Genomic DNA, 22,530 nt, shown 5'->3' on the forward strand with positions numbered 1-22,530 from the left:
TTTGTGCCCGGAATTTTCCTGGCAGGGATTTGAGAAGGAGAGAGCTAAAAGTGAAGGCCGGAAAATTAATCGCCCAAACGAAAAAAGGCCGACTCTTGCGAGTCAGCCTTTTTGGAATTGGTGCCCAGGAGAGGACTTGAACCTCCACGACCGTAAGGTCACTAGCACCTGAAGCTAGCGCGTCTACCAATTCCGCCACCTGGGCAATTCAACGTGTGCTCCGTTGAGGACGCGAACTATAGAGATCTGCCCCCCCTGTGTCAACGGCTGCGTTGCGCTTTTTTCAACATTTTTTTCTTGGGTCGGGAAAATCGGCGAAATCGCTTATAATGCGTGCAATAGCGGCGAATTATTGACCAGGAATCCACCATCGGCGCCGCCTTTCTTTATGGCCGGATAATCTCCGGAGGTTGCCAACCCTGGCAACTGCCCAACAACGGATGCTGTTTTGACTCAAAAAAATACCTCAGACCCCTTCAATATTGACCCTCATGCCCAGCGCGAGGCAGAGAAATATGAAAAGCCCGTGCCCAGTCGGGAGTACTTGTTACAAGTCCTTGAGAAGCAGGCGGAACCTGTGCCCTGGGAAGCGGTGGCCGATTTACTGGAAATAACCGATGAGGATCGCCGCGAAGGGGTGCGGCGCCGTTTGATCGCCATGTCCCGGGATGGGCAGATTGCCAGCAACCGTGCCGGTGATTTTGGTGTTCTGGATAAAATGAGCCTGATACGCGGCCGGGTTATGGGGCACCGGGACGGTTTTGGTTTTGTTATCCCCAGCGATGGCGGCACCGATCTTTTTTTATCCCACCGACAGATGCGCAAAGTCTTTGATGGTGACGAAGTATTAGTGCGGGAAACGCCCGGAGGTTTTCGCGGTAAACGCGAGGGCGCTGTTGTTCGGGTGATCAAGCACAATACCGAGCAGCTGGCTGGGCGTCTGTACCGGGAAAATGGTATTTGTTTTGTGCGCCCGGACAATCCCCGTATTAACCTGGATATTATGGTGGCCTCTGAGGATACCGCCGGAGCCGATCACGGCCAGTATGTCGTAGTAAAAATTGTTACCCAACCGGGCCGGGATAAAGTGCCGCAAGGTGAGGTTAGCGAAGTTCTCGGTGACCACCTTGCCCCGGGTATGGAGATTGACGTTGCGATTCGCAATTACGGAATTCCCCACACCTGGCCCAGTGCACTGACGGCCGAGGTCAATGAAATTGCCGATGAAGTGCTTGAGGACCACAAGAAATCCCGGGTGGATCTTCGCCAGTTACCATTGGTTACTATCGATGGTGAAGACGCGCGGGATTTTGATGATGCGGTCTACTGTGAACTTTTACCCGATGGCAATTGGAAATTGCTGGTGGCCATTGCCGACGTTTCCCACTATGTACGTCCGGGTAGTGCGCTGGATGAGGAAGCGCACGGCCGTGGAAACTCGGTTTATTTTCCGGATTTCGTTGTACCCATGCTGCCGGAGAAATTGTCCAACGGCCTTTGCTCCCTGAACCCCGATGTCGATCGGCTGTGTATGGTCTGCGAAATGCACATCACCCGAAGCGGTGAAATTCAGGATTACCGTTTCTTTGAGGCGGTTATGCGCAGCCACGCGCGCCTGACTTATACCCAGGTAGGGCAAATACTCGATGAGCGGGATAACCGCGACAGTGGTGCCCGCAAGCAATTTGCGACCCTCACCCCACACCTGGACAATCTCCACGACCTCTACCTGGCGTTGCGCCAAGCGCGGGAGCGCCGGGGTGCTATTGATTTTGAGACGACTGAGACCCGGATAATATTTGACGCCCAACGAAAAATTGAGCGGATTATTCCGGTGGTGCGCAACGATGCTCACAAGCTGATCGAAGAGTGTATGCTCGCGGCCAATGTCAGCGCGGCGAGTCTGATGGAGCTATCGGAACTGCCCGCACTCTACCGGGTACACGATGCGCCCAAAGAGGAAAAACTCAGTAATTTGCGCGAATACCTGGGTGAATTGGGATTGCGCCTTCCCGGTGGTGGTGAGCCCCAGCCCAAAGACTTCCAGGACCTGATGGAGCAGATTGAGGGCCGTGCAGATGCGCATATTATTCAGGTGATGCTGCTGCGTTCTATGAACCAGGCGGTTTACCAGCCGGAGAATCGCGGACACTTCGGTTTGGATTACCCGGCCTATGCCCATTTCACCTCCCCGATTCGCCGCTATCCGGATTTGCTCCTGCACCGGGCGCTGCGCTGGTTGATACGCAACGGCAGCGCCAATCAAGCTGCGGTGGCAAAAAAAGTTCACTCTGTGCCCGGTGCCAAGCCGATAGCTCGTGAGCAGATTTTACCCTACGACATGCCGGCCATGTTGCAACTTGGGGAGCAGTGTTCGCTGACCGAGCGGCGCGCCGATGATGCGACCCGGGATGTGCTTAGCTGGCTAAAATGTGAATACCTGCAGGACCATGTGGGCGAAACCTATTCCGGTGTTATCAGTGCGGTAACCGGCTTTGGGTTATTTGTGGAGTTGGATGAACTCTACGTGGAGGGCCTGATTCATGTCACTGCCCTGCCCAAAGACTATTATCGTTTTGAGCAGGCGCACCAGCGTCTTATCGGGGAGCGCAGTGGCAAGCGTTACCATTTGGGTGATTCTGTCACCGTGCAGGTTGCACGGGTGGATCTCGAAGAGCGCAAGGTGGATTTCACCTTGAATGAACTGGTCCCACGCGCAAAGCGTGAGTCGAAGAAAAAGAAAGAGAGTACGCGGGTGAGTGCCCGCGCTATGGAAATGGCAGTAGAACATCAGTTGGAACGCGAGCGCCGGGGCCGCGATAAAAAAGAAAAACCCAGCAATACCAGTGCTAACCCCTGGGCCAAGCATACCGAAACCACAGCCAAGTCCTCGCCTTTCCGCAAGCGCAAGGTGGGATCAGATGAGGCTGTGCCAGTAGAGGCCAGTGTTGAAGCCCCTGTAGCAAAACCGGAAAAAGAGCCGCTCAATAGGCGAGGTGAAGGCGGGCAAAGCGAAGATGCCCAGCCCAAACGCAAGATTAAAAAGCGTACCCCGACACGCAAAGGCGGAAAGCGGCCTGCAGTGGCTGCCCGTAAAGCCGCGCAAAAGGCTGAAAACGCCAAAACCCGTTCGGGTAAGTTAAAAAAGAAGAAAAAGGTTTCTTCTAGCAGTAAAAAGAAAAAGTGATCGAGGAATAAATTGAGTCAGGAAGTTATCTATGGCCTGCACGCGGTGCAGGCCCTCCTAAAAGGTTCTCCGCAGAATGTATCGGAGCTTCTGCTACTGCGTGGACGCAAGGACCAGCGCCTGCAAAAAATAATTCAGCAGGCAGAAAAAAATGATATTGCCGTGCGCTTTATTGACCGGCGAGCGCTGGATGACAAAGTAGAGGATGGCGCTAATCACCAGGGTGTCGTTGCTATCTGTTCTGGCAAAACAAAGGTACACGATGAAAAATTCCTGTTCGACCTGCTGAAAAAACTGGATCAGCGGGGGGAAGCACCTTTCTTATTAGTGCTGGATGGAGTGACTGATCCCCACAACCTGGGTGCCTGCCTGCGCTCGGCAGAGGCTGCCGGAGTACATGCGGTGATTGCGCCGAAAGATAAATCCGCCGGGCTGACACCAACAGCCCGCAAGGTGGCCTGCGGCGCTGCCGAAGTATTACCCTTTGTTACCGTGACTAACCTGGCTCGCGCACTGCAGCAGCTGCAGCAGGCGGGAGTGTGGATATATGGTGCAGCCGGTGAGGCGACACAGGATGTATACCAAAGCCAATTAACCGGCCCCCTGGCGCTGGTTATGGGTGCCGAGGGCAGCGGCTTGCGGCGCTTAACCCGGGAACACTGCGATCACCTGATTAAAATTCCTATGGCGGGAGAGGTCAGCAGCTTGAATGTTTCTGTTGCCACGGGTGTTTGCCTGTTCGAGGCTGTGCGTCAGCGCAACGGCTAAGTAGCCTGTATGAGATGTGCGGACTGAGGAAAGTTTATGGGGCCTCTGAAAGCCAGAGGCCTTACCGAACTATTCAGAGACTCGTTTACAAAACTTATACCTTGACTTCATTAACGTAACCATAGGTTAGCGGCAGTTGCCGTGCTTTACGGATATACTTAGCGGTTTTAGATTCGCCATGGTTATATTTTTTGATAAATAATAATCGGCGGATTGCCAGTTTTATACAGCGATATTGTTTTCGTGAAATTCCTCTTGGGGAAGGCGGAGCTTAATTTTTAAATGCCCGTATTTAATTATCTCTAATTTACCGCAGCTTAAGCTTTCCAATAAAAATATAGATCTAAATGCAGGTTAAAAAATTGTTTTTTAATCGCAATAGTAAGTGGAAACCTCCAGGGTATTGGGGTTGAGTGCCTTAAGTGGTACTCCTGTATCTGTATATCTTGTTCGTATTTATTCAAATATAAAGGTAGGGCTTTATCCTTTAATGTTTTGATTTTTATGATGCTTATATAGTTGGAGTGAGTCGAAATATTTGCAATTCGAAAGCCATTTTAATTGCTATATGGCACTTGGCTTTTTATTATGACGGCTTTATTGGAGGGGGTTTATATGAATGGAATTAAAGGCCAATATCAGTCTTGGCATTTGCACATTTTGCACATTTTGCACATTTTACGCCTGGGAATACTAACGCTCACGGTTGGTCTACTCAGTGCTTGTGGTGGTGGCGGAAGCAGTAGTGGCGGTAACGGCACCACAGAAACCGTTACATTGGAAAGTATTGGGCTGGAACAAGATAGCTCGAATGAATACCAGTATTTTTTAACGGCTTACTACAGTGATGACTCTTCCGTTGATGTTACGGGTGATGCGGATTGGTCCGTGAGTGACACTGACCTGGCAACGGTGGATGCCGGGCTGCTCACCCCGCTACATAGTGGGTCATTTACTCTGTATGCCTCCTATGAAGGGGTGGATACTGAGGTGGATGTTGAGTTGGCCCCTATCCTTGAAAGCGTACAGCTGGACAGGGATACCTCAAATTTTGATCAATATTATCTCACCGCTTACTATGACGATGACTCCTCAGAAGATGTTACAGAAGAAGCGGAGTGGTCGATAAGCGATACCAACTTGGCGACGGTAGAGGCTGGCCTTATCACCGCACTGGAGAGTGGCTCAGCTACCTTGACCGCCTCCTTTAGCGGTGAAACGGCGGATATGGAAATTGAACACCTTGTCTATGTGCGTGAAATTTTTTCGTCCCGGTATAAGTTTGCGGCATTAAAAAATAATGGCTCGGTTGTGTCATGGCCCGATGATGAAGATGATGATTATGTCAGCTTTAGTGAGGTTAGTGGCAACTTAACCGGAGATGTTATTGAGATTTTTTCTGCGAATTCTGCTTTCGCGGCATTAAAATCTGATGGTTCTGTTGTTACCTGGGGAGTTGCTGATTATGGTGGAGACAGCAGCTCTGTGAGTGCGGACCTAGCTGATAATGTTGTTAATATTTATTCATCAGAATATGCATTTGCAGCGCTGAAATCCGATGGTTCCGTAATAACCTGGGGAAGCGCAACTGTCGGTGGCGATAGCAGTGACGTTAGCACGGAAATCTCCAGTGATGTAGTGGCTATTGTCTCAAGCAAAGATGCTTTTGCTGCACTGAAATCTGATGGTTCTGTAGTGACCTGGGGAGACGAAGATGAAGGTGGTGATAGCACCGACGTTAGTGCAGAAATCTCCAGTGATGTAGTGACTGTCTTTCCGAATAGATATGCTTTTGCCGCACTTAAGTCAGATGGCTCTGTTGTAACCTGGGGGGACGAGGATCTCGGTGGTGATAGCAGTGCCGTTAGCGCGGAACTCTCCAGTGAAGTCGAAACTATCTTTGCATCGGAAGTTTCCTTTGCCGCACTTAAGTCAGATGGTTCGGTCGTTACCTGGGGTGCATCTGGCTATGGTGGCGATAGCAGTACTGTGAGCACAGAACTCTCCAGCGGTGTTGTTGATGTATTTGCAACTGCCGGAGCTATAGCAGCCCTTAAATCAGATGGCTCGGTGGTTACCTGGGGTGGTTCTGGCTATGGTGGCGATAGTAGTGAAGTGAGTGATCAGATTGCGAGCGATGTCGAAACTCTCTTTACTGCTAATTATGCTTATGCCGCTTTAAAATCAGATGGTTCGGTCGTTACCTGGGGTTCTTCTGACCGGGGTGGCGATAGCAGCGAGGTTAGTGCTGAGTTAACTGGAGATGTGGCAATGATTTATCCCTATAGTGGTGCGAGTAATGTGGGTTTTGCCGCGCTAAAAGCTGATGGATCGGTAATTAGTTGGGGGCTCAGTGACTATACTGATACTAGCAGTGTCAGTGATCAATTAGAGAGTGGGGTGTTGGAGGTTTTTACCAATTATTCATCCTTTGCAGCAATAAAAGATGACAAGTCTGTGGTGACTTGGGGCGATGAAACAGGGGCTGGCGACAGCAGTGAGATTGATTTCTATTAAATAGAAATTATATTGCTGGAATTGGGAGCGGTTTACTGACTTCTGATGGTAATGCTGCCGGTTGATCTGGTGGATATTACAGACTGGTATGCCTTAAGCCGACAATCAGGTAGCTATTGATTGTCGGCTTGCCAAGATAAATATATTAGCTGTCTAGCATCCATCTGCTTTGCTAAATATACCTCGTACAAATAATATTTTATTTGCAGCTCAAAAGATTACTTCATATTTTTAGTGGGGTATCCCGGTAATAGCTATTTGCGTGACAGCAGTTTTCTGATGGATCTTTTATTGGGATTTCTGTTCCAGTCCGCTATTAGAATCATATACCCCCAATATTTTCTTCTGACCCTTTCTTATTTTATCTTTTTGTTTTGTGCAGAAGGTTAGCTAAAGAATCCCCGTAAATAGCTAAAAGCCATAAACTGATATACCCTGGCTATAAGCTTCTCTCTAAATACTCTCAACAAATGCAGAATTCAATGTACCGTAGTCCAGCGCATTGCCAAACAAACCGTTATCACTTTTAACCACTGTCAGCGGCTTTAATGATTCGCTTAAGTGCCCGTAGACAGACTGGAATAAAGCCGGTCCGGTACTAAAACGTTTTATACCTGCGGCAGAAAAATCCGATAGAGGGGCCATATCCGGAAGCAGCATAATATTGATTGGCAGGTCGATACCCGCTGCCAAACTCCTTGCCTCCTCAATGGAAGAGAGCCCAGGCACAAAGCCGCAGTCAGCACCGGCACTCTGATAAAGCTCTAACCTCTCTGCACACATATTTACCGCTTTATCACCGCTGGCGAGTGCATTGAGATAAACATCGGTACGGGCATTAATAAAAAGCGGGCGGCCGTTAAGCGCTTGGCGAATAGCGCTGATTTTTTCGCCAAGAGATTCGGGGGTGTCATTACCATCTTCAATATTGATGCCTGCAACGCCCAGCGCAACCATGTTACAGGCCAGCTCAGCTACCTGTTTGGGATTTTGGGAATATCCACCTTCAATATCCACACTCAGAGGTAAAGAGGTTACCCGGGCAATTCGTGCGATAGCGCTTAAGTGTTCCTCAACTGGCAGGGTACCGCCGTCGGCATAACCCAGCGACCAGGCGACGGCGGCACTGCTGGTGCCCACTGCTTGGACGCCTGTGTTTTGGCAGATTAAAGCGCTGGCAGCATCCCACGCATTTGGCAGGATCAATGGGGAGTCAGTTTGGTGCAACTTGATGAAGGTATTGAATGGGCTGTTGTTCATGGGGATAACCTACTTGAGCGATGTTGTTTGAGTAGTGAATTTACCGCTCAAGAGATTGGTTCACTGGCCACAATCGGAACTGAACCGTGAAAACTGGAAGGGCAATTAAGGTTGTTGGTTGCGATGTGGGAGAGGGGGGAGCAGACAAGTGTTATTAATGCATGGCCGAGAAAGCTGTGAATTACTTTCTTAGCCATGTAGGAAAGAGACAGAAAAAGGAAAAAAGGAAAATCAGTTGAGAGCGGGATCTTTATGTAGCCACTGCTGTACCGCCTCAACTACGGGGGCGGGATTCTTGATCCAGCTGAGGTGAGGATTGCCTTTGGGGTAGGTAGGTTGCATCTCCCGGGTTTCACCGCCGACGATTGCCGCTAATTTGCGGGCGGCCTGGATAGGGGCGAAGGGGTCGCCGTCCAGCGCAATATGCAGGGTGGGCTGGCTTGTCTTTTCCATTTGCCCAAAGCGATCCTCCGGTGCAAAGCGGCCGCTAAATATGGATCGTGCCCAGTCTTTCATCAGTCTGCGGGCTTCGCGCCAGCCGAATCCCATGCGCGCACCGGGGAAATAACCCAGCAGGCTTGAGGTCACACTGGCAATTGAGGCGAAGAGCAGGATGGCGTACTTGTGCAGGCCACTCCAGCTGCGGTGGTCCACATGGCCGGAGGCGATACTGACAACCTTGGCGTTACCGGTGAGGCCGGCGCGGGCCGCCAGCGTACTGGTTTGGCCGCCGATACTGTGGCCGAGAATCAGTGTTGGCCCCTGGGGGAATTGCTGTTCCAGCAGTTGGATTAACTGTGGGATAAATGAAAACACCAGATCGTTGTAACCGTAGTCTGCATTTCGGTGGGGGCGCGGCAGGCTCTCCCCGGTGCCGGGCAGTTCGCTGATAGCGGTGCTGTAACCGAGCTTTTGCAATTCTTCCAAGAGCAGGCGGTAGCGGTTGGCCGGTACGCCCATCGCGGGAAGTACCAATACCAGGGGGCCTTCGCCGTTGTGTACTGTGGTTACTGGTACCTGGAAGGCGCCAAATTCTAATTGGTGGGTTTGTTGGGGCATGGTACTTCTCCCGTTAGCAGTCCGGCATCATAGGCGAAGCCAGCTTGCCAAACCCATGACCAGACCGCGCAGTGCTGTGTCCCAATCCGCCAAATCAGGGAAATCAAAAAGGTGGCAGGGTGGTCATCTTGATCAACTTGCAACTGGGTGGGCGAAGGCACTGGGCTTGAATTAATTGATCAACTTGCAACCAATCCCACAACTGCCTAGAATACGCCGCCCGCAATGGGCCCGGTTTATCCGTGCCCGTTGTACTCCTTGCCTCATCGGACTGTCCGAGAGGCTGATTAACCCGTAAGGAGCTAAAATGCGTCATTACGAAATTGTATTCCTGGTTCACCCGGACCAGAGCGAGCAGGTACCTGGCATGGTGGAGCGCTACACTGCGTCCATCAAGGAGAGCGGTGGACAGGTTCACCGTCTGGAAGACTGGGGCCGTCGCCGTCTGGCTTACCCGATCAACAAGATCCACAAGGCTCACTACATTCTGATGAACGTAGAATGTTCTGAAGAAGCCCTTGAGGAACTGACTACCAACTTCCGTTACAACGATGCGGTTATCCGTAATCTGGTAATTCGTGAAGACGAGGCGATCACTGAAGAGAGCCCGATCATGAAAGCGGAAAAAGAAAGCCGTGAGCGCAAAGCTGCCCGTGCAGAGCGCACCGAGCGTCGCGAGCGCGCCGGAGAAGAGAAAGCTTCTTCCGACGCTGCAGAAGCTTCTTCCGATAACGCTGAAAGCGAAGAGTAAGGGGATTATCAGATGGCACGTTTTTTCCGTCGTCGCAAGTTCTGCCGTTTCACCGCTGAAGGTGTTAAGCGTATCGACTACAAAGATCTCGATACCCTGAAAGCCTACATCTCCGAGACTGGCAAAATTGTTCCTAGCCGTATTACCGGTACCAAAGCCAAGTATCAGCGTCAGCTGGCCTCTGCGGTCAAGCGCGCTCGCTACCTGGCCCTGCTGCCGTACACGGACAGCCACGAAGCCTAAGCCGCAGTTTGCTTAGACTCATTAATAGAGAAGCTATCTAGATATGCGCGCCGTAGCTGAATTTATTATGCGCGGACGCGTCAGGGCGGTAATCCTCACCATGTTGGGGATTCCGCTGATAAGCCCGGCAATTCTCGCTCTGGTGAGTTTGCGTCGAGGCGGCAGTGACGGCCTGATGGTTTTGGCCTGGGCTCTGTTGCCGATTGTCGTTATGGGTATGAGTGGTCATGTACCACCACTGGTGACTGGTATATCCGCAGGCCATTTTGTTGCAGTTTTTTGCGGCGCCATGGCATTGCGCAGCAGTCGCTCCTGGGCCACTGGCCTGGTGGCTGTAACGGCGGTATCGGCAGCAGGCATATTGCTGACCTCTCTCTTCAGTGGAGGACTGATGCAAGGGTTCTTGCAGGCAGTCGAGAATGCAGCGGAACAGCCCAATACTGTTCCAATGGATGAACTGAAGCAGATATTTGCGGGTGAATTGCAAATTACCGGTTACCTGAGCCTGATTTCGGCGATAAGTGCCACATTGGCTCTGGTACTGGGGCGTTACTGGCAGGCCCTGCTGTACAACCCCGGCGGTTTCCGCCAGGAGTTCCACCAGCTGCGCCTGCCCCTGTGGCTGTCAGCGACAAGCATGTTGTTGTGGGTAGTCAGCTTGGTAACCCCAGGCTACGCATTTTGGGGAGCGGTGATTGCGTTCCCGATGGTGGTAGCTGGTATTGCCCTGGTCCACTGGTTGGTTGCCAGTCGCGGTTGGGGGGTAGGTCCCCTGGTGGCGATGTACATCATGCTGGTGATTGGAGGGCTGCCCCTGGCGGGCTTCCTCTGCGGCCTGGCCCTGGTAGATAGCTGGATAGATATTCGCGGACGCTCTTCCAAATAAGCGCGCCCGCACAATACAGAAATTGAGGAAACCGAGATGGAAGTTATTCTGCTCGATAAAGTAGGCAAACTGGGCAACGTGGGTGACCGCGTTGATGTTAAAGCCGGTTTTGGCCGCAATTTCCTGCTGCCGACTGGTAAGGCAATTGCTGCTACCGCCGCTAACATTGCTGAGTTCGAAGCTAAGCGCGCTGAACTGGAAGCCGCTGCTGCCGCTAAGCTGGCTGAAGCTGAGAGCCGCGCTACCAAGCTGGCCGACCTGGTTGTTACCATCGCTGCTAACGCTGGCGACGAAGGCAAGCTGTTCGGTTCTATCGGCACTCGCGACATCGCTGAAGCGATCTCTGCTGGTGGCGTTGAAGTAGCTAAAGCTGAAGTTAAGCTGCCGGAAGGCGCGCTGCGCGAAGTGGGCGAGTACGACGTAGACGTACAGCTGCACTCCGACGTAATTGCTGCAGTTAAAGTCGTTATCGAAGCCGAGTAAGGTTTTGTTGACGAACGGTTGGTGCTTCGGGCGCCAGCCGCGCTACAATCGGGCGCTGCACCCTATCGGGTCCAGCGCCTGTTTTGTTTTTACTATCCAGTAAAGTTCCATGATCGACGAATACGCCGCCCCTGAAGAAGAGATCCACAGCGAAGAGAGTTCACCCCTGCCGCATTCGGTAGAGGCGGAGCAGTCTGTGCTCGGCGGCCTGATGCTGGACCCGGGCCGTATTGATGCCGTTGCCGAACAGCTGAGTGAAGAGGATTTCTTCAGCGCCAGTCACCGCAAGATCTTTGCGGTTATGGGTGAGCTGAGTAATGGCGAACAGCCCCTGGATATCGTTACCCTCGCCGAAGGCCTCGCCAGCCGCGACCTACTCGGTGAAGTGGGTGGCCCTGCCTACCTGGCGGAATTGGCCGAAAACACTCCCTCCGCAGCGAATATCGTCGCCTACGCCAAGATCGTGCGTGAGCGCTCCATGCTGCGCCAGCTGATCGCCGCTGCCGGTGAGATCAGCCGCACCAGTTTTAATCCCGGCGGCCTTGCCTCCGCCGACCTGCTGCAGATGGCCGAGCGCCGCGTGGCGGAAATCGCCGAGGGGCGCGCCAAAGAGGGCGGCTTTGTCGGCGTGGATACGCTGCTGAAAAAGACTGTCGAGCGCATCGATGAGCTGTTCAAGACCGAGGGTGATATCACCGGTATCAGCACCGGTCTTACCGAATTGGACCAGCGCACCTCCGGCTGGCAGCCGGGCGAACTGGTTATTCTCGCCGCGCGTCCCTCCATGGGTAAGACCGCACTGGCATTGAACTTTATCGAGAGCGCCATGCTCTGCCAGGAGAGCCCGACTCTGGTCTTCAGTATGGAGATGCCCTCGGACAGCCTGGTGATGCGGATGTTGTCCTCTATTGGTCGTATCGACCAGGGGCGCATCAGGAACGGCAAGCTGCAGGAAGAGGATTGGCCCAAGCTATCCAGCGCCGTGCAGAAGATGAAAGGCAAGTCCCTGTATATCGACGATACGCCGGCACTGAGTCCCAGCGAGGTGCGCGCCCGTACCAAGCGCACAGTGCGCGATCACATCAACAAATTGATGCGCGAGAATCCCAAGTTAAGCCGCGAAGACGCCGAGGCCAAGAGTATGCCCGCCATGATTATGGTGGACTACTTGCAGCTGATGCAGGTGAAGGGGTCTACCGAGGGCCGCACCCAGGAGATCTCCGAGATCTCCCGCTCTCTCAAGGCGCTGGCGAAAGAATACGAGTGCCCGGTGATTGCCCTGTCGCAGCTTAACCGGGGAGTAGAGCAGCGCCCCAACAAACGGCCGATGAACTCGGACCTGCGGGAATCCGGGGCGATCGAGCAGGACGCTGACGTGATCCTGTTTATCTACCGCGATGAATACTATAACGAGGACAGCCCGGATAAAGGGATGGCCGAGTTGATTATCGGCAAGCAGCGTAACGGTGAGATCGGCACCTGCCGCGCAGCCTTTGTGGGCAAATACACTCGCTTCGATAATCTGGCGCCGGAATACTACCAGGGCGAATAAGCCTTTCTGCTAGGTTTGCGGCTGTCGAATATCCGAACCTAGGGGAGCCACCTCTTGTTATGCGAAAAAAAAGATTGGTGCTAAAACGCTAATTTATCCATAGCTCCTGGACTGAAGGGCTGTTGGGGTTGGTGCAACACCTGGGCCCCCTCCAACGAATTACCCGGGTCCACCACCAGCTCTACCATTGCCTCCCTTTGCCGCGAGTCCCACCCGGCTGAAAGGGAGCAGTGCCGCTAAATTAAGTCTATGGATGCTCAAGATTGTTCTGCGCGTTACTGGATTAAGGGGGATGGGCGTTCAGCGTAGTACTCTGCGTATTCTTTTTCTTCAGGAAATCTATAAATAATCATAGGTAAGAAATAGCCTCCCTTTTTAAGGCCGTTTCCTGGTCAATCCCTGACCGCCCCATCCACAATCCATTATATGGATATAATTATGAAGCAGGGGTCGTTGTGAATATGGAACTCACATTAGTTGATGGTTTTTTTTAAGAGCTTTAAAGGATTTAAAGCTAAAAGGCAGTGGATATCCAAGGGAGATTTTAGAGCCTGAGAATATAGATTGGAACAGGGTATGAAACAGATTTATAGGTTAACTACCAATCCTGCAATATACAAGGAGATACCCCTTGATGTGGAGGATATTGCTGATCAACTAAATGCTGATGATCATATTATGGATTTTGTCTATATGGGGATAAAGGAAAAGAAGCTAGCTGGCTATTGGGGGCCAATAAAAACAGTTTTCCAGTCTTCACCAGCATTTCCTGAGGCAGTTAAGATCCCCAGTATTTGTATCTGGTCGGGACCCAACCTTGTTTTTTCAGAGAGGGCGCATGCTGTCTTTCGCCTGATGCTGGATGACTATGGTGAATTTCTTCCTTTAAATGTTTCAGGGTATAACTATTACTTATTTAATAACCTGACTGATTTGAGTCCAGATTTATCGCGTAGTTTCTATAGCGAGCCAGACACACAGACTATTAAATCGTTAGTATTTGGTGAAGAGGCCAGGGAAAAGCTATTATTCAGGAGCTATTGGGAAGGGTGTTCAGTTTGCTTTTGCAATGAAAAATTCAAAAATCTTTGCGAAGAATTCGATCTGGAAGGCTTGAGCTTTAGTACAGCTCTTCTTTCTGCCAATTCAAAATAGTCTCGCCTTATCAATATAGCTTAAGAGCTCGGGAGCGGCCTGCCATGGAGCATCAATAAATAATTTATATACTATCTTACGGCTGTTTTTAAAAGCTCGTTCTTATATTTCTAATTTTCAATTTTGTAGTGAGATAAATTTTTATAGTTGCACATGAAAAATTGGCACAAAAATTATCTTATTGGATTTTATTAAGTTTGTTTTAGTATCAAAGCTGCGTAGAATCGATAGATATTTATCGGTATTTTGGCTGTGATTTAGTGGCTTTCTGAAGGCCGGTGGCCAAAGGGATTCGAGAGAATCAAAATATCTAAGAGTTTTCTCAACAACCCTCCCCTCAAAGGAGAACGGTAGTGTGACGTAAGAGTAAGTAAAAGGCGCTGACCCAAGGTGGGCGAACACCAGGGGCCAGCTGACCAAATTGATAAAGACCCTATCAAGATGGCTATATGCATAGTACGCTAGAAACCCGCTCGTCTTCAATAAAGTGGAGAACATTCAGCGGCTTGGAGCGATTCCCCAAGCTCTGGGAGCGTAGTGCCCGCCTTTTCTTCTTCTTCGCCTACCGTTCCCGCGCACCACCCCGTATTTCCCTAAAACATTATTTTTTGGCCTTCCATTACGGAGGGGCTACCCATGATTTGAGTATCAGTAGGCAATAACTATGTTGATCTTAAAGCGCCGTACAGGTGAAAACTTAAGGATAGGGAGTAATGTGTCAGTCACCGTATTGGAAGTTAAGGGTAATCAGGTGAAGATAGGAATACGTGCTCCAAAATCCTTACCCGTGCACCGTGAAGAAATATATATACGTGTCCGAAAGGAAGTAACACAGAGGAATGGAAGTTGTTGAGAGTCTAGTTGTGGCTATGGACTGCCTGGCACAGCGGTAAGTTTAATCTACAGTTTTCGTGCAGCCCACGGCACAAAAGGTAATGGTTTGACTCATCCGCTGCTGCCACTTTCTTTTCACTTCTGGTTATATTTACTAAAAAGGGAGAAGGAAATAATACACTGCGCTCGGGACCCTATGAGGCATGGATGCCGATTAGGAGCTTACAGGGATGTATTCACAGCGTGTCTCGAGTGAAGTGTATTCTTTCCTTCCTCCCCAGTAGTAATTTCTTCAAATATGTTGAAAGCATGGGCATCTGAATTCGGGATATATATAGGTTTATCGATTTGTTTTAAATCAGGAAATTTCTGCACACCTCCGTGATGTCTCTGCAAGCCCTAAAGTGCAGTTCTTGCAAAGGGCTAGCCATTTGCGGCGAGTTGCGCCTAACATCGGTAGCCTGCAATACCCGCAGGGATATTGCGGAGTTATTCAGGGGCTCTTTAATTTATACCTTGAGAGTTTTAGAGTATTTACTGTTCATCGGTAAAGGGGAACCGCACTTTGCTAATGGAGCAAAAGATCCGCGCACTGGTGCTGCAGCGCCAATTTATCCACAACCCTTGGAGCGGTGGGCTGTCGCAGTTGTTACAACATCTGGGGGCCCTGCAGTTGGATGCCATTCAGCGAATTACCCGGGCCCACCATCACCAGCTCTACAATCGCCTGCCCCGCTACCGCGAGACACACCTGGCTGAAGCGGAGCAACGTCGCGAAATATTCGAGTATTGGTCCCACGCCGCCGCCTATCTGCCAATGGCCCATTACCACTATGCACGGGTGCGTATGGATCGTATCCGCGCGGGTCAGCGCCACTGGTTTGAGAAGAATGCCAAGTTGTGCCGCTATGTTCTCGATCGTGTGCGAGAGGAGGGCGCGCTGAGGGCCAGCGATTTTGTGCGCACCAAGAGTGGATGGTGGGAGTGGTCCGATGAGAAGAAAGCCCTGGAGCAGTTGTTTCATGAAGGTGAGCTGATGGTCAGCCACCGGGAGGGCTTTCAAAAAGTCTTTGATCTCCCGGAGCGGATACTGCCGGCAAATATCCCGACCAATGCCGCCTCGGAAATTGAGTACGGCAGCCATCTGGTGCGCACTTTTCTGGGGTGCCAGGGGATTGGCCGAGCGGAGGAAATTGCTTACTTGCGCCGGGAAGACAAACCCCTAATCCAGCTGGCAATTAAGCGTATGCTGGCAACCGGCGAACTCACGCAGTGGGGAAAAGAGCTGATGCTCACTGAGCACCTGGACTGGGAGCCGGTACGACCATCTCGCAAAGTGCGCCTGTTATCCCCATTTGATCCGCTGATATTGCAGCGCAAACGCCTGCGCCGGTTGTTTGATTTTGAATATCAATTGGAGTGCTATGTGCCGGCGGCCAAGCGCCGCTATGGCTATTTTTGCCTACCGATTTTATATGGCGACCAATTCGTGGGGCAGGTGGACTTGAAGGCTGATCGGGATGCGGGTGTATTGAGGGTAGAGGCCCTGCACTGGAATAAGAAACCCGGTGTCTCGCTAGAGGCGAGCTACCACCGGGCTCTGGGGCAGTTTGCCCGTTTTCACGGGCTGCAAAGCGAAGCCGCGCTTACAGCTTGACGACTACGTAGACCTCCTGGCCATCGCGCTGGGTCGGCATAAAGTAATTGCCGCCATAGCGGTAGTACTGGATGCCATTGATAATTTCAGCGGCGTAGCCTTTGGGTAAGGTTTCCACCACTTGTCCGGGCTGGAAGCCCTGGGGGCCAGGGTCCGGGGTTGCAGGCACAGTAGCGGGAGCTGCTGCCGTTGCAACGGGGACTGCTACAGCCGGCGCTGGCGCAGGAACAACGGCCACGGGTGCTGGAGCTACAGCCACTGCGGGTGGTGCTACCACAACATAAGTGCGCGTAGCCGGGTGCCATTGATAATAGGCATCGGCGTACTGGTAATAAGTAATTCCGCCTACTTGGACTCTCACAGCACTAGTTGGCAGGGTGACTACCGAGGCGCCCAGGGGGGCAGCGACAACCACATAACCACGAGGGCCGTGGCGGTAGAAATGTCCGCCATGGTAGTAAAAGGGGCGTCCGCCGACTGCGACACGCACATGGCCCACAGGTAGAACGGGTGCAATGAATCCGATCGAAATACGTGGTCCGCGATAACCTCCACCACGGTGGTGGTGGCGATGATCTCCCCCGCGCTCATAACCGCGCGCATCGGCGGGTGGGCTAAAGGCAAAAGCGGCCAGTGCCAGGAACGCACTGGCGCCAATTACGACATTCAGTTTATTCACAGTCTCTCCAGCGAAGTGATTACTCACATTTGACATACTAACTCTTAAACTGACATTAAAGACAGGTTAATTGGTTAAGAATTGTCAAAGTGCCGGAGCCTGGAGCTGCAGTCAGCGGTTGCGCTGGATGATTCCCATCAATTTGTACATCAGTTGTGCGGCGGCAAAGTCATAGGCGTGAAAGCCCTCGATCGGCGCAAATTCCAGCAGATCGAAGCCAATTATCTCTCTTTGTCGCGCAACAGATTCGAATAAGTTGAGGGTCTGGTACCAGCCGAGACCGCCGGGTACCGGGGTGCCGGTGGAAGGGAAGACCGATGGGTCCATACCGTCCACATCCAGGGTAAAGAAGACTTTCTTGGGGAAATTCTCCGGTAACTGGAATTCCTGCACGTTGTTGGGCACCAGTTGGTGGGCATCCAGGTAGCCTACGTTGTGGTCCTTGCGGGCCTGTACTTCCTCTTCGCAATAGGCGCGGATTCCCAGCTGGAACAGGGGAACACCGGCTTCTACCACTAGACGCATCACGCTGGCGTGGCTGTGTTTGTGACCTTCATAGCGATCGCGCAGGTCGGCGTGGGCATCGATTTGCACTACGCCAAAGTCTGTTTCACCGGCGTCCAGTAGCCCCTTGATAATGCCCCAGGTCACGGAGTGTTCGCCGCCGATACCCACCGGCATCTTGCCCAGTGCCAATACCTCTTTGGTGGCTGCCGCGATATTGTCCATCACCTGTTCTGCGGGGCCGGAAACCGAGACCGGTGAGCGAGTGTAAATGCCCAGATCGCAGGGATTGGAGAAATTGTCGAAAGTCTCCAGCTGCCAGGAGGCTTCCAGAATGGAAGTTGGGCCCTTGCCGGTGCCGCCGCCGTAGGAGACGGTCTCTTCATAGGGGATGGGGATAATGTGAAAGAGGGCGTCTTCCGGCTTCGGCTGCTCGATCTCGGAGCCGAGAAAAATGGGGTATTCGTTTTCTGACAACATCTACTGGTCCTCTGGCGGAGGCAAGAACTCATTGCCTGCCGCATCTATCTCTATCGGCACTATTTAAGAGAGGCGTTCCTTGAAATCCTCGTAGCCGAAAGCTTTGATCATCTTCAAATCGTCGGTATCCGAGTTCCACAGGGCAATTGCGGGTAGGGGGATACCGTTGAAGGTATTGGTTTTTACCATGGTGTAATAGGCCATTTCCTCGAATACCAGGCGTTCGCCAATCCGCAATGGTTGACTGAAACTGTATTCGCCGATGCTATCGCCGGCGAGGCAACTTTGCCCACCCAGGCGATAGGTATGGGGAAGGTCACCGGGGCGAGCGGCGCCGGTAATTTCCGGTCGGTAGGGCATTTCCAGCACATCGGGCATATGGCAGGTGGCGGAGGCGTCCAGGATGGCCTGGTTTTCGCCATTCCAGGTGATGTCTACTACCTCGGCCACAAGGATACCGGCGAAAAGGGAAATTGCCTCGCCGGGTTCCAGGTAAACCTGCACATCGTATTTTTCGGCAAAATTGCGCACCGCTTCGACTAGTTCGTCCACCTGGTAGTCGCGGCGGGTAATGTGGTGGCCACCACCAAAATTGATCCACTCCATCTGCGGAATCAGGTCGCCAAACTTTTCCTCTACCGCAGCGATAGTGCGCTCCAGGGGTTTGAAATCCTGCTCACATAAAGTGTGGAAATGCAGGCCGCTAATGCCCTCAAGGGACTCGTTTTCAAACAGCGAGCGCACGATTCCCAGGCGTGAGCAGGGGGCACAGGGATCGTAGAGATCGGTGTGGCCCTCGGAGTGCTCCGGGTTAATCCGCAAGCCGAAACTTAGCTCTGGCCGCTGCTTCTGCATATCCAGGCACAGTTCCCGATAGCGCTTCCACTGGGAAAAAGAGTTAAAAACCACATGGTGGGCGAATTGCAGTATTTCGCGCAGTTCCTCGTCCTTGTAACCGGCACTAAATACATGGACTTCCTTGCCTTTGTCGCGACCGCCGTACTCTTCGTAACCCAGCTTGGCTTCGTGCAGGCCACTGGCACAGGTGCCGGAAAGGTATTCAGCCACGATGGGTCCAGTGCTGAACATGGAAAAGGCTTTGAGCGCTGCCAGTACCTTGGCGCCGCTGCGCTCTTGTACGTCGGCGAGCAGTGCCAAATTGTCGCGTAGGGCGATCTCATCCACGACGAAGCAGGGTGAGGGTACGCGGTAGGGATCAAAGTGTCCGAAGTAGTCAACGCGGGGAGTGAGGTCCATGGGGGCGTTATATCCTGGTGCGTTGGGGAGGGCGCTGGGGCCCACCCCGGAGGTCTGAGAAAAGTACGGCTTACTGGAAAGGTTTATCCAGCCAGGTTTCCTGCCAGGGCAGGCCGTACTTGTTCAGGTCGTCCATAAAGGGATCTGGGTCCATCTGTTCCATATTCCACACGCCGGGTTTCATCCACTTGCCTTCCAGCATCATCTTGGCACCGATCATTGCCGGGACACCGGTGGTGTAAGAGATCGCCTGGGACTGAACTTCTTTGTAGCAGTCCTGGTGGTCGCAGGTGTTGTAGACGTAGTAGATTTTCTCTTCGCCGTCTTTGGTGCCACGGATAATGTTGCCGATGCAGGTCTTGCCTTTGGTCAGTGGGCCGAGGCTGGCGGGGTCTGGCAGCAGCTCTTTAAGGAACTGGATAGGTACAATTTGCTGGCCTTGGAATTCCACTGGCTCAATGCCGGTCATACCGACGTTTTGCAGGACTTCCAGGTGCTTCAGGTAACTCTCGCCAAAGGTCATCCAGAAACGCGCGCGCTCAATTTCCGGGAAGTGCTTGGACAGGGATTCCAGCTCTTCGTGGTACAGCAGGTAGATATCCTTATCGCCAATGCCTTCGGGGAAGTTGAATACGCGTTTTTCTTCCATCGGCTTGGTGGTAACCCACTGGCCATTTTCCCAGTAGCGACCGTTGGCGGTGATCTCGCGGATATTAATTTCCGGGTTGAAGTTGGTGGCGAACGGCAGGCCGTGGTCGCCGGCATTGCAGTCGAGGATATCCAGGGTGTGGATACGATCGAAGTGGTGCTTCTTGGCGTAGGCAGTAAATACACTGGTGACGCCGGGATCGAAACCGCTGCCCAGCAGAGCCATCAGGCCGGCTTTCTCGAACTTTTCCTGGTAGGCCCACTGCCATTTGTACTCGAACTTGGCCTCTTCCGGCGGCTCGTAGTTGGCGGTGTCCAGGTAGTGCACGCCGGTTTCCAAACAGGCATCCATAATGTGCAGGTCCTGGTAGGGCAGGGCCACGTTGATGACCAAGTCCGGCTTCACTTTCTCGATCAGCTTTACCAATTCAGGCACATTGTCCGCATCTACTTCAGCGGTGTCGATTTTGCGCGGCAGCATAGCGGCAATCTTGTCGCACTTGCTTTTGGTGCGGCTTGCCAGGGTGATATTTTCAAATACTTCAGCAACCTGTGCGCACTTGTGTGCAACCACCTGGCCGACACCGCCGGCGCCGATGATCAGTACGTTGGCCATAAAGATCTCCTTAATCTGCGGCTTTTACTGCCGCTATCTTTTCAAAGGCGCTGGCGCCTTATTATTCAAACTTACTTTTCGAAATAGGTGTATCCGCTCATGCTGGCGGTATAAGTCTGCAGAATCTGCTTGCGCTGGGCAGCGGTAATCAGCCCCTGTTTAACGGCGCGTTCCGCCAGGCGGCGGAAGCGCTCGAACAGCGCTTTGGGTTGATATTCTACGTAACTCAGTACATCGGAAATACTGTCGCCGTGAATCTCATGGCTGAAGTCGATGCTGCCGTCTTCCTGAATGCGCACGCTCACCACGTTGGTGTCCCCAAACAGGTTGTGCAGGTCGCCCAGGGTTTCCTGGTAGGCGCCGATCAGGAAGGTGCCGAGGATATAGTCTTCGCCATCTTTTAGTTCGTGCAACGGCAGGGTTTTCTGCTCTTTTTCCCGGCCAATAAAGCGGTCGATCTTTCCGTCACAGTCACAGGTGATATCGGCGATGATGGCGGAGCGGGTCGGTGCTTCGTCGAGGCGGTGGATCGGCAACAATGGAAATACCTGGTCGATAGCCCAGATATCCGGCACCGACTGGAATACGCTCACATTGGCGTAGTAGATATCCGACAGTACCTCCGGCAGCGCTTGCAGATCTGCAGGAATCTCCTCGGCTTCATCCAGTAGTTTGCGAATATCCTGGGCGCCCTGCAGGAACAAGTTTTCCGCATTGGCGCGCTCGCGCAGGCTCACCTGGCCGTGCAGGTATAGGGAGCGCACCTCGTCGCGATAGTAGAGGGCGTCGTTGTAGCTCTCCTGCAGGTTTTTGGGGGTGATACTGCGCACTGCGTCCTGCAGGTTGAGCAGCATCTGGTGGTCGCCCTCGCTGATCCTGGTGTGTTCGAGTTCCACCGGTTCGAAACGGGTGGTGTCGAGAATATCGAACAGCAGCACTGAGGAGTAAGCCACAGTGGCGCGGCCGGATTCGGTGATAATTACCGGGTGCTCGACCCCCTCACTATCGAGGGTGCCCATAATGGCTTCCACTACATCGACACAGTACTCATCCAGGGAGTAATTCTTGGAGTGGGTGTAATTGGTCTTGCTGCCATCGTAATCCACTGCCAGGCCACCGCCCAGGTCCAGGTAGCCCATGGGCGCGCCTTCTTCCACCAGATCGGCGTAGTAGCGACAGGCTTCCAAAACTCCGGTGCGGATATCGCGGATATTGGGTACCTGTGATCCCAGGTGGTAGTGCAGTAGTTTCAGGCAGTCGAGCATATCGTGATTGCGCAGTTGATCGACCATGGCGATCAGGTCGTTACTGCCCAGGCCGAAAATACTGCGGTCGCCGCTGGTTGCATTCCAGTAGCCGCCAACTTTCGAGGCGAGCTTTACCCGGGCGCCAATATTCGGGCGCACCTGCTCGCGCTCGGCGCAGCGGATAATGGTTTCTACTTCCGAGGGAGTTTCCACGACGAAGAAAACCTGCACGCCCAGGCGCTGGGCCTGTAGACCGAGGTTAATAAATTCCTCGTCCTTGTAACCGTTGCAGACGATCAGGGATTCGGTGTTATCCAGAATGGACAGCGCGGCAATTAACTCCGCTTTACTGCCTGCTTCCAGTCCGTGATTAAAACGGCGGCCGGCATTGGCAATTTCTTCAATCACCTGGCACTGCTGATTCACCTTAATGGGAAATACACCGCGAAAAACGTTGCCGTAGCCGCAGTCATCGATAGCGCGGGCAAAGGATTCGTTAATCCGGGCAATCTGCGCTTCGAGTAAATTCTCAATACGCAATAGCAGGGGCATTCCCAGGCCGCGCTCGGTGGCGCCTCGGGCAATGTCCATTAGGGAAACGCTGTGTGATACCCCGTTGGGGCCGTCGACTTGCAGTGAAATTTCACCATTTTCGTTCAAATCGAAATATCCGGCGCCCCAATTGCGGATGCCGTAGAGTTCGGCCGAATCTTCGCAAGTCCAGTCTTTTACTTGTTGCTTCTTCAT

Annotated in this window: 18 protein-coding genes and 1 tRNA gene; 11 read left to right on the plus strand and 8 right to left on the minus strand. The window is 52.5% G+C overall.

Annotated features, from left to right (window positions below; all coding sequences use genetic code 11):
* Positions 1-118 precede the first annotated feature (118 nt).
* A tRNA-Leu gene (locus tag ACJJIE_RS18570) sits at positions 119-205 on the minus strand.
* Between the two features lie 243 nt (positions 206-448).
* Between ACJJIE_RS18570 and rnr the strand changes: the two genes are divergently transcribed.
* From rnr to ACJJIE_RS18585, 3 genes are all read left to right on the plus strand, one after another.
* Positions 449-3,187, plus strand: coding sequence for a ribonuclease R (gene rnr, locus ACJJIE_RS18575; protein WP_444892614.1), 2,739 nt, complete (start codon positions 449-451; stop codon positions 3,185-3,187).
* Between the two features lie 12 nt (positions 3,188-3,199).
* Positions 3,200-3,955, plus strand: coding sequence for a 23S rRNA (guanosine(2251)-2'-O)-methyltransferase RlmB (gene rlmB, locus ACJJIE_RS18580; RefSeq protein WP_282930244.1), 756 nt, complete (start codon positions 3,200-3,202; stop codon positions 3,953-3,955).
* Positions 3,956-4,543: 588 nt separating this feature from the next.
* Positions 4,544-6,472, plus strand: coding sequence for an RCC1 domain-containing protein (locus tag ACJJIE_RS18585; protein WP_444892615.1), 1,929 nt, complete (start codon positions 4,544-4,546; stop codon positions 6,470-6,472).
* A 453-nt stretch (positions 6,473-6,925) separates the two neighbouring features.
* On the opposite strand, the gene ACJJIE_RS18590 is transcribed toward ACJJIE_RS18585, so the two are convergent.
* Together ACJJIE_RS18590 and ACJJIE_RS18595 are read right to left on the minus strand one after the other, a co-directional pair.
* Entirely contained in the window at positions 6,926-7,732 is an 807-nt protein-coding gene (locus ACJJIE_RS18590; RefSeq protein ID WP_282930242.1) for an isocitrate lyase/PEP mutase family protein, read from the minus strand.
* Between the two features lie 231 nt (positions 7,733-7,963).
* Positions 7,964-8,791, minus strand: coding sequence for an alpha/beta fold hydrolase (locus ACJJIE_RS18595; RefSeq protein ID WP_282930241.1), 828 nt, complete (start codon positions 8,789-8,791; stop codon positions 7,964-7,966).
* 307 nt (positions 8,792-9,098) lie between these two features.
* On the opposite strand from ACJJIE_RS18595, the gene rpsF reads away from it, so the two are divergent.
* The 8 genes from rpsF (at position 9,099) to ACJJIE_RS18635 (ending at position 16,352) form a co-directional block, all read left to right on the plus strand.
* A complete protein-coding gene (gene rpsF / locus ACJJIE_RS18600; RefSeq protein ID WP_282930240.1) occupies positions 9,099-9,542 on the plus strand; it encodes a 30S ribosomal protein S6 in 444 nt (147 codons plus the stop codon).
* Between the two features lie 12 nt (positions 9,543-9,554).
* On the plus strand, positions 9,555-9,785 hold the full coding sequence (gene rpsR, locus ACJJIE_RS18605) for a 30S ribosomal protein S18 (RefSeq protein ID WP_108731487.1): 231 nt from the start codon (positions 9,555-9,557) through the stop codon (positions 9,783-9,785).
* A 43-nt stretch (positions 9,786-9,828) separates the two neighbouring features.
* A complete protein-coding gene (locus tag ACJJIE_RS18610; protein ID WP_444892616.1) occupies positions 9,829-10,671 on the plus strand; it encodes a hypothetical protein in 843 nt (280 codons plus the stop codon).
* Positions 10,672-10,707: 36 nt separating this feature from the next.
* Entirely contained in the window at positions 10,708-11,154 is a 447-nt protein-coding gene (gene rplI / locus ACJJIE_RS18615) for a 50S ribosomal protein L9 (RefSeq protein WP_282930238.1), read from the plus strand.
* A 109-nt stretch (positions 11,155-11,263) separates the two neighbouring features.
* On the plus strand, positions 11,264-12,706 hold the full coding sequence (gene dnaB, locus ACJJIE_RS18620) for a replicative DNA helicase (RefSeq protein ID WP_282930237.1): 1,443 nt from the start codon (positions 11,264-11,266) through the stop codon (positions 12,704-12,706).
* 576 nt (positions 12,707-13,282) lie between these two features.
* Entirely contained in the window at positions 13,283-13,861 is a 579-nt protein-coding gene (locus ACJJIE_RS18625) for a hypothetical protein (protein ID WP_444892617.1), read from the plus strand.
* A gap of 664 nt (positions 13,862-14,525) precedes the next feature.
* Positions 14,526-14,714: a carbon storage regulator CsrA gene (csrA, locus tag ACJJIE_RS18630; RefSeq protein ID WP_282930234.1), complete on the plus strand. Its 189-nt coding sequence runs from the start codon at positions 14,526-14,528 to the stop codon at positions 14,712-14,714.
* A gap of 552 nt (positions 14,715-15,266) precedes the next feature.
* The gene (locus ACJJIE_RS18635) at positions 15,267-16,352 is read left to right on the plus strand and encodes a winged helix-turn-helix domain-containing protein (protein ID WP_282930233.1); all 1,086 of its coding nucleotides are present in this window, start codon (positions 15,267-15,269) and stop codon (positions 16,350-16,352) included.
* Here ACJJIE_RS18635 and ACJJIE_RS18640 read toward each other — a convergent pair.
* From ACJJIE_RS18640 to speA, 5 genes are all read right to left on the minus strand, one after another.
* Positions 16,342-17,031, minus strand: coding sequence for a DUF6515 family protein (locus ACJJIE_RS18640; protein ID WP_444892618.1), 690 nt, complete (start codon positions 17,029-17,031; stop codon positions 16,342-16,344). The genes ACJJIE_RS18635 and ACJJIE_RS18640 overlap by 11 nt on opposite strands.
* 111 nt (positions 17,032-17,142) lie before the next feature.
* Positions 17,143-18,015, minus strand: a complete 873-nt coding sequence (speB, locus tag ACJJIE_RS18645; protein ID WP_444892619.1) for an agmatinase — start codon at positions 18,013-18,015, stop codon at positions 17,143-17,145.
* 63 nt (positions 18,016-18,078) lie between these two features.
* Complete coding sequence (nspC, locus tag ACJJIE_RS18650; RefSeq protein WP_282930229.1) at positions 18,079-19,272, minus strand: carboxynorspermidine decarboxylase; 1,194 nt, start codon at positions 19,270-19,272, stop codon at positions 18,079-18,081.
* A 70-nt stretch (positions 19,273-19,342) separates the two neighbouring features.
* On the minus strand, positions 19,343-20,536 hold the full coding sequence (locus tag ACJJIE_RS18655; protein WP_282930228.1) for a saccharopine dehydrogenase family protein: 1,194 nt from the start codon (positions 20,534-20,536) through the stop codon (positions 19,343-19,345).
* A 71-nt stretch (positions 20,537-20,607) separates the two neighbouring features.
* A complete protein-coding gene (speA, locus tag ACJJIE_RS18660) occupies positions 20,608-22,530 on the minus strand; it encodes a biosynthetic arginine decarboxylase (protein WP_282930227.1) in 1,923 nt (640 codons plus the stop codon).

The sequence above is a fragment of the Microbulbifer maximicatervae (SeqCode) genome, from assembly GCF_052467325.1.

Coding starts and splice junctions, on each gene's coding strand:
- ACJJIE_RS18585 (WP_444892615.1), top strand. CDS start 4,544: ATGACGGCTTTATTGGAGGGGGTTTATATGAATGGAATTAAAGGCCAA.
- ACJJIE_RS18590 (WP_282930242.1), bottom strand. CDS start 7,732: ATGAACAACAGCCCATTCAATACCTTCATCAAGTTGCACCAAACTGAC.
- ACJJIE_RS18595 (WP_282930241.1), bottom strand. CDS start 8,791: ATGCCCCAACAAACCCACCAATTAGAATTTGGCGCCTTCCAGGTACCA.
- rpsF (WP_282930240.1), top strand. CDS start 9,099: ATGCGTCATTACGAAATTGTATTCCTGGTTCACCCGGACCAGAGCGAG.
- rpsR (WP_108731487.1), top strand. CDS start 9,555: ATGGCACGTTTTTTCCGTCGTCGCAAGTTCTGCCGTTTCACCGCTGAA.
- ACJJIE_RS18610 (WP_444892616.1), top strand. CDS start 9,829: ATGCGCGCCGTAGCTGAATTTATTATGCGCGGACGCGTCAGGGCGGTA.
- rplI (WP_282930238.1), top strand. CDS start 10,708: ATGGAAGTTATTCTGCTCGATAAAGTAGGCAAACTGGGCAACGTGGGT.
- dnaB (WP_282930237.1), top strand. CDS start 11,264: ATGATCGACGAATACGCCGCCCCTGAAGAAGAGATCCACAGCGAAGAG.
- ACJJIE_RS18625 (WP_444892617.1), top strand. CDS start 13,283: ATGAAACAGATTTATAGGTTAACTACCAATCCTGCAATATACAAGGAG.
- csrA (WP_282930234.1), top strand. CDS start 14,526: ATGTTGATCTTAAAGCGCCGTACAGGTGAAAACTTAAGGATAGGGAGT.
- ACJJIE_RS18635 (WP_282930233.1), top strand. CDS start 15,267: ATGGAGCAAAAGATCCGCGCACTGGTGCTGCAGCGCCAATTTATCCAC.
- speB (WP_444892619.1), bottom strand. CDS start 18,015: ATGTTGTCAGAAAACGAATACCCCATTTTTCTCGGCTCCGAGATCGAG.
- nspC (WP_282930229.1), bottom strand. CDS start 19,272: ATGGACCTCACTCCCCGCGTTGACTACTTCGGACACTTTGATCCCTAC.
- ACJJIE_RS18655 (WP_282930228.1), bottom strand. CDS start 20,536: ATGGCCAACGTACTGATCATCGGCGCCGGCGGTGTCGGCCAGGTGGTT.
- speA (WP_282930227.1), bottom strand. CDS start 22,530: ATGAAGAAGCAACAAGTAAAAGACTGGACTTGCGAAGATTCGGCCGAA.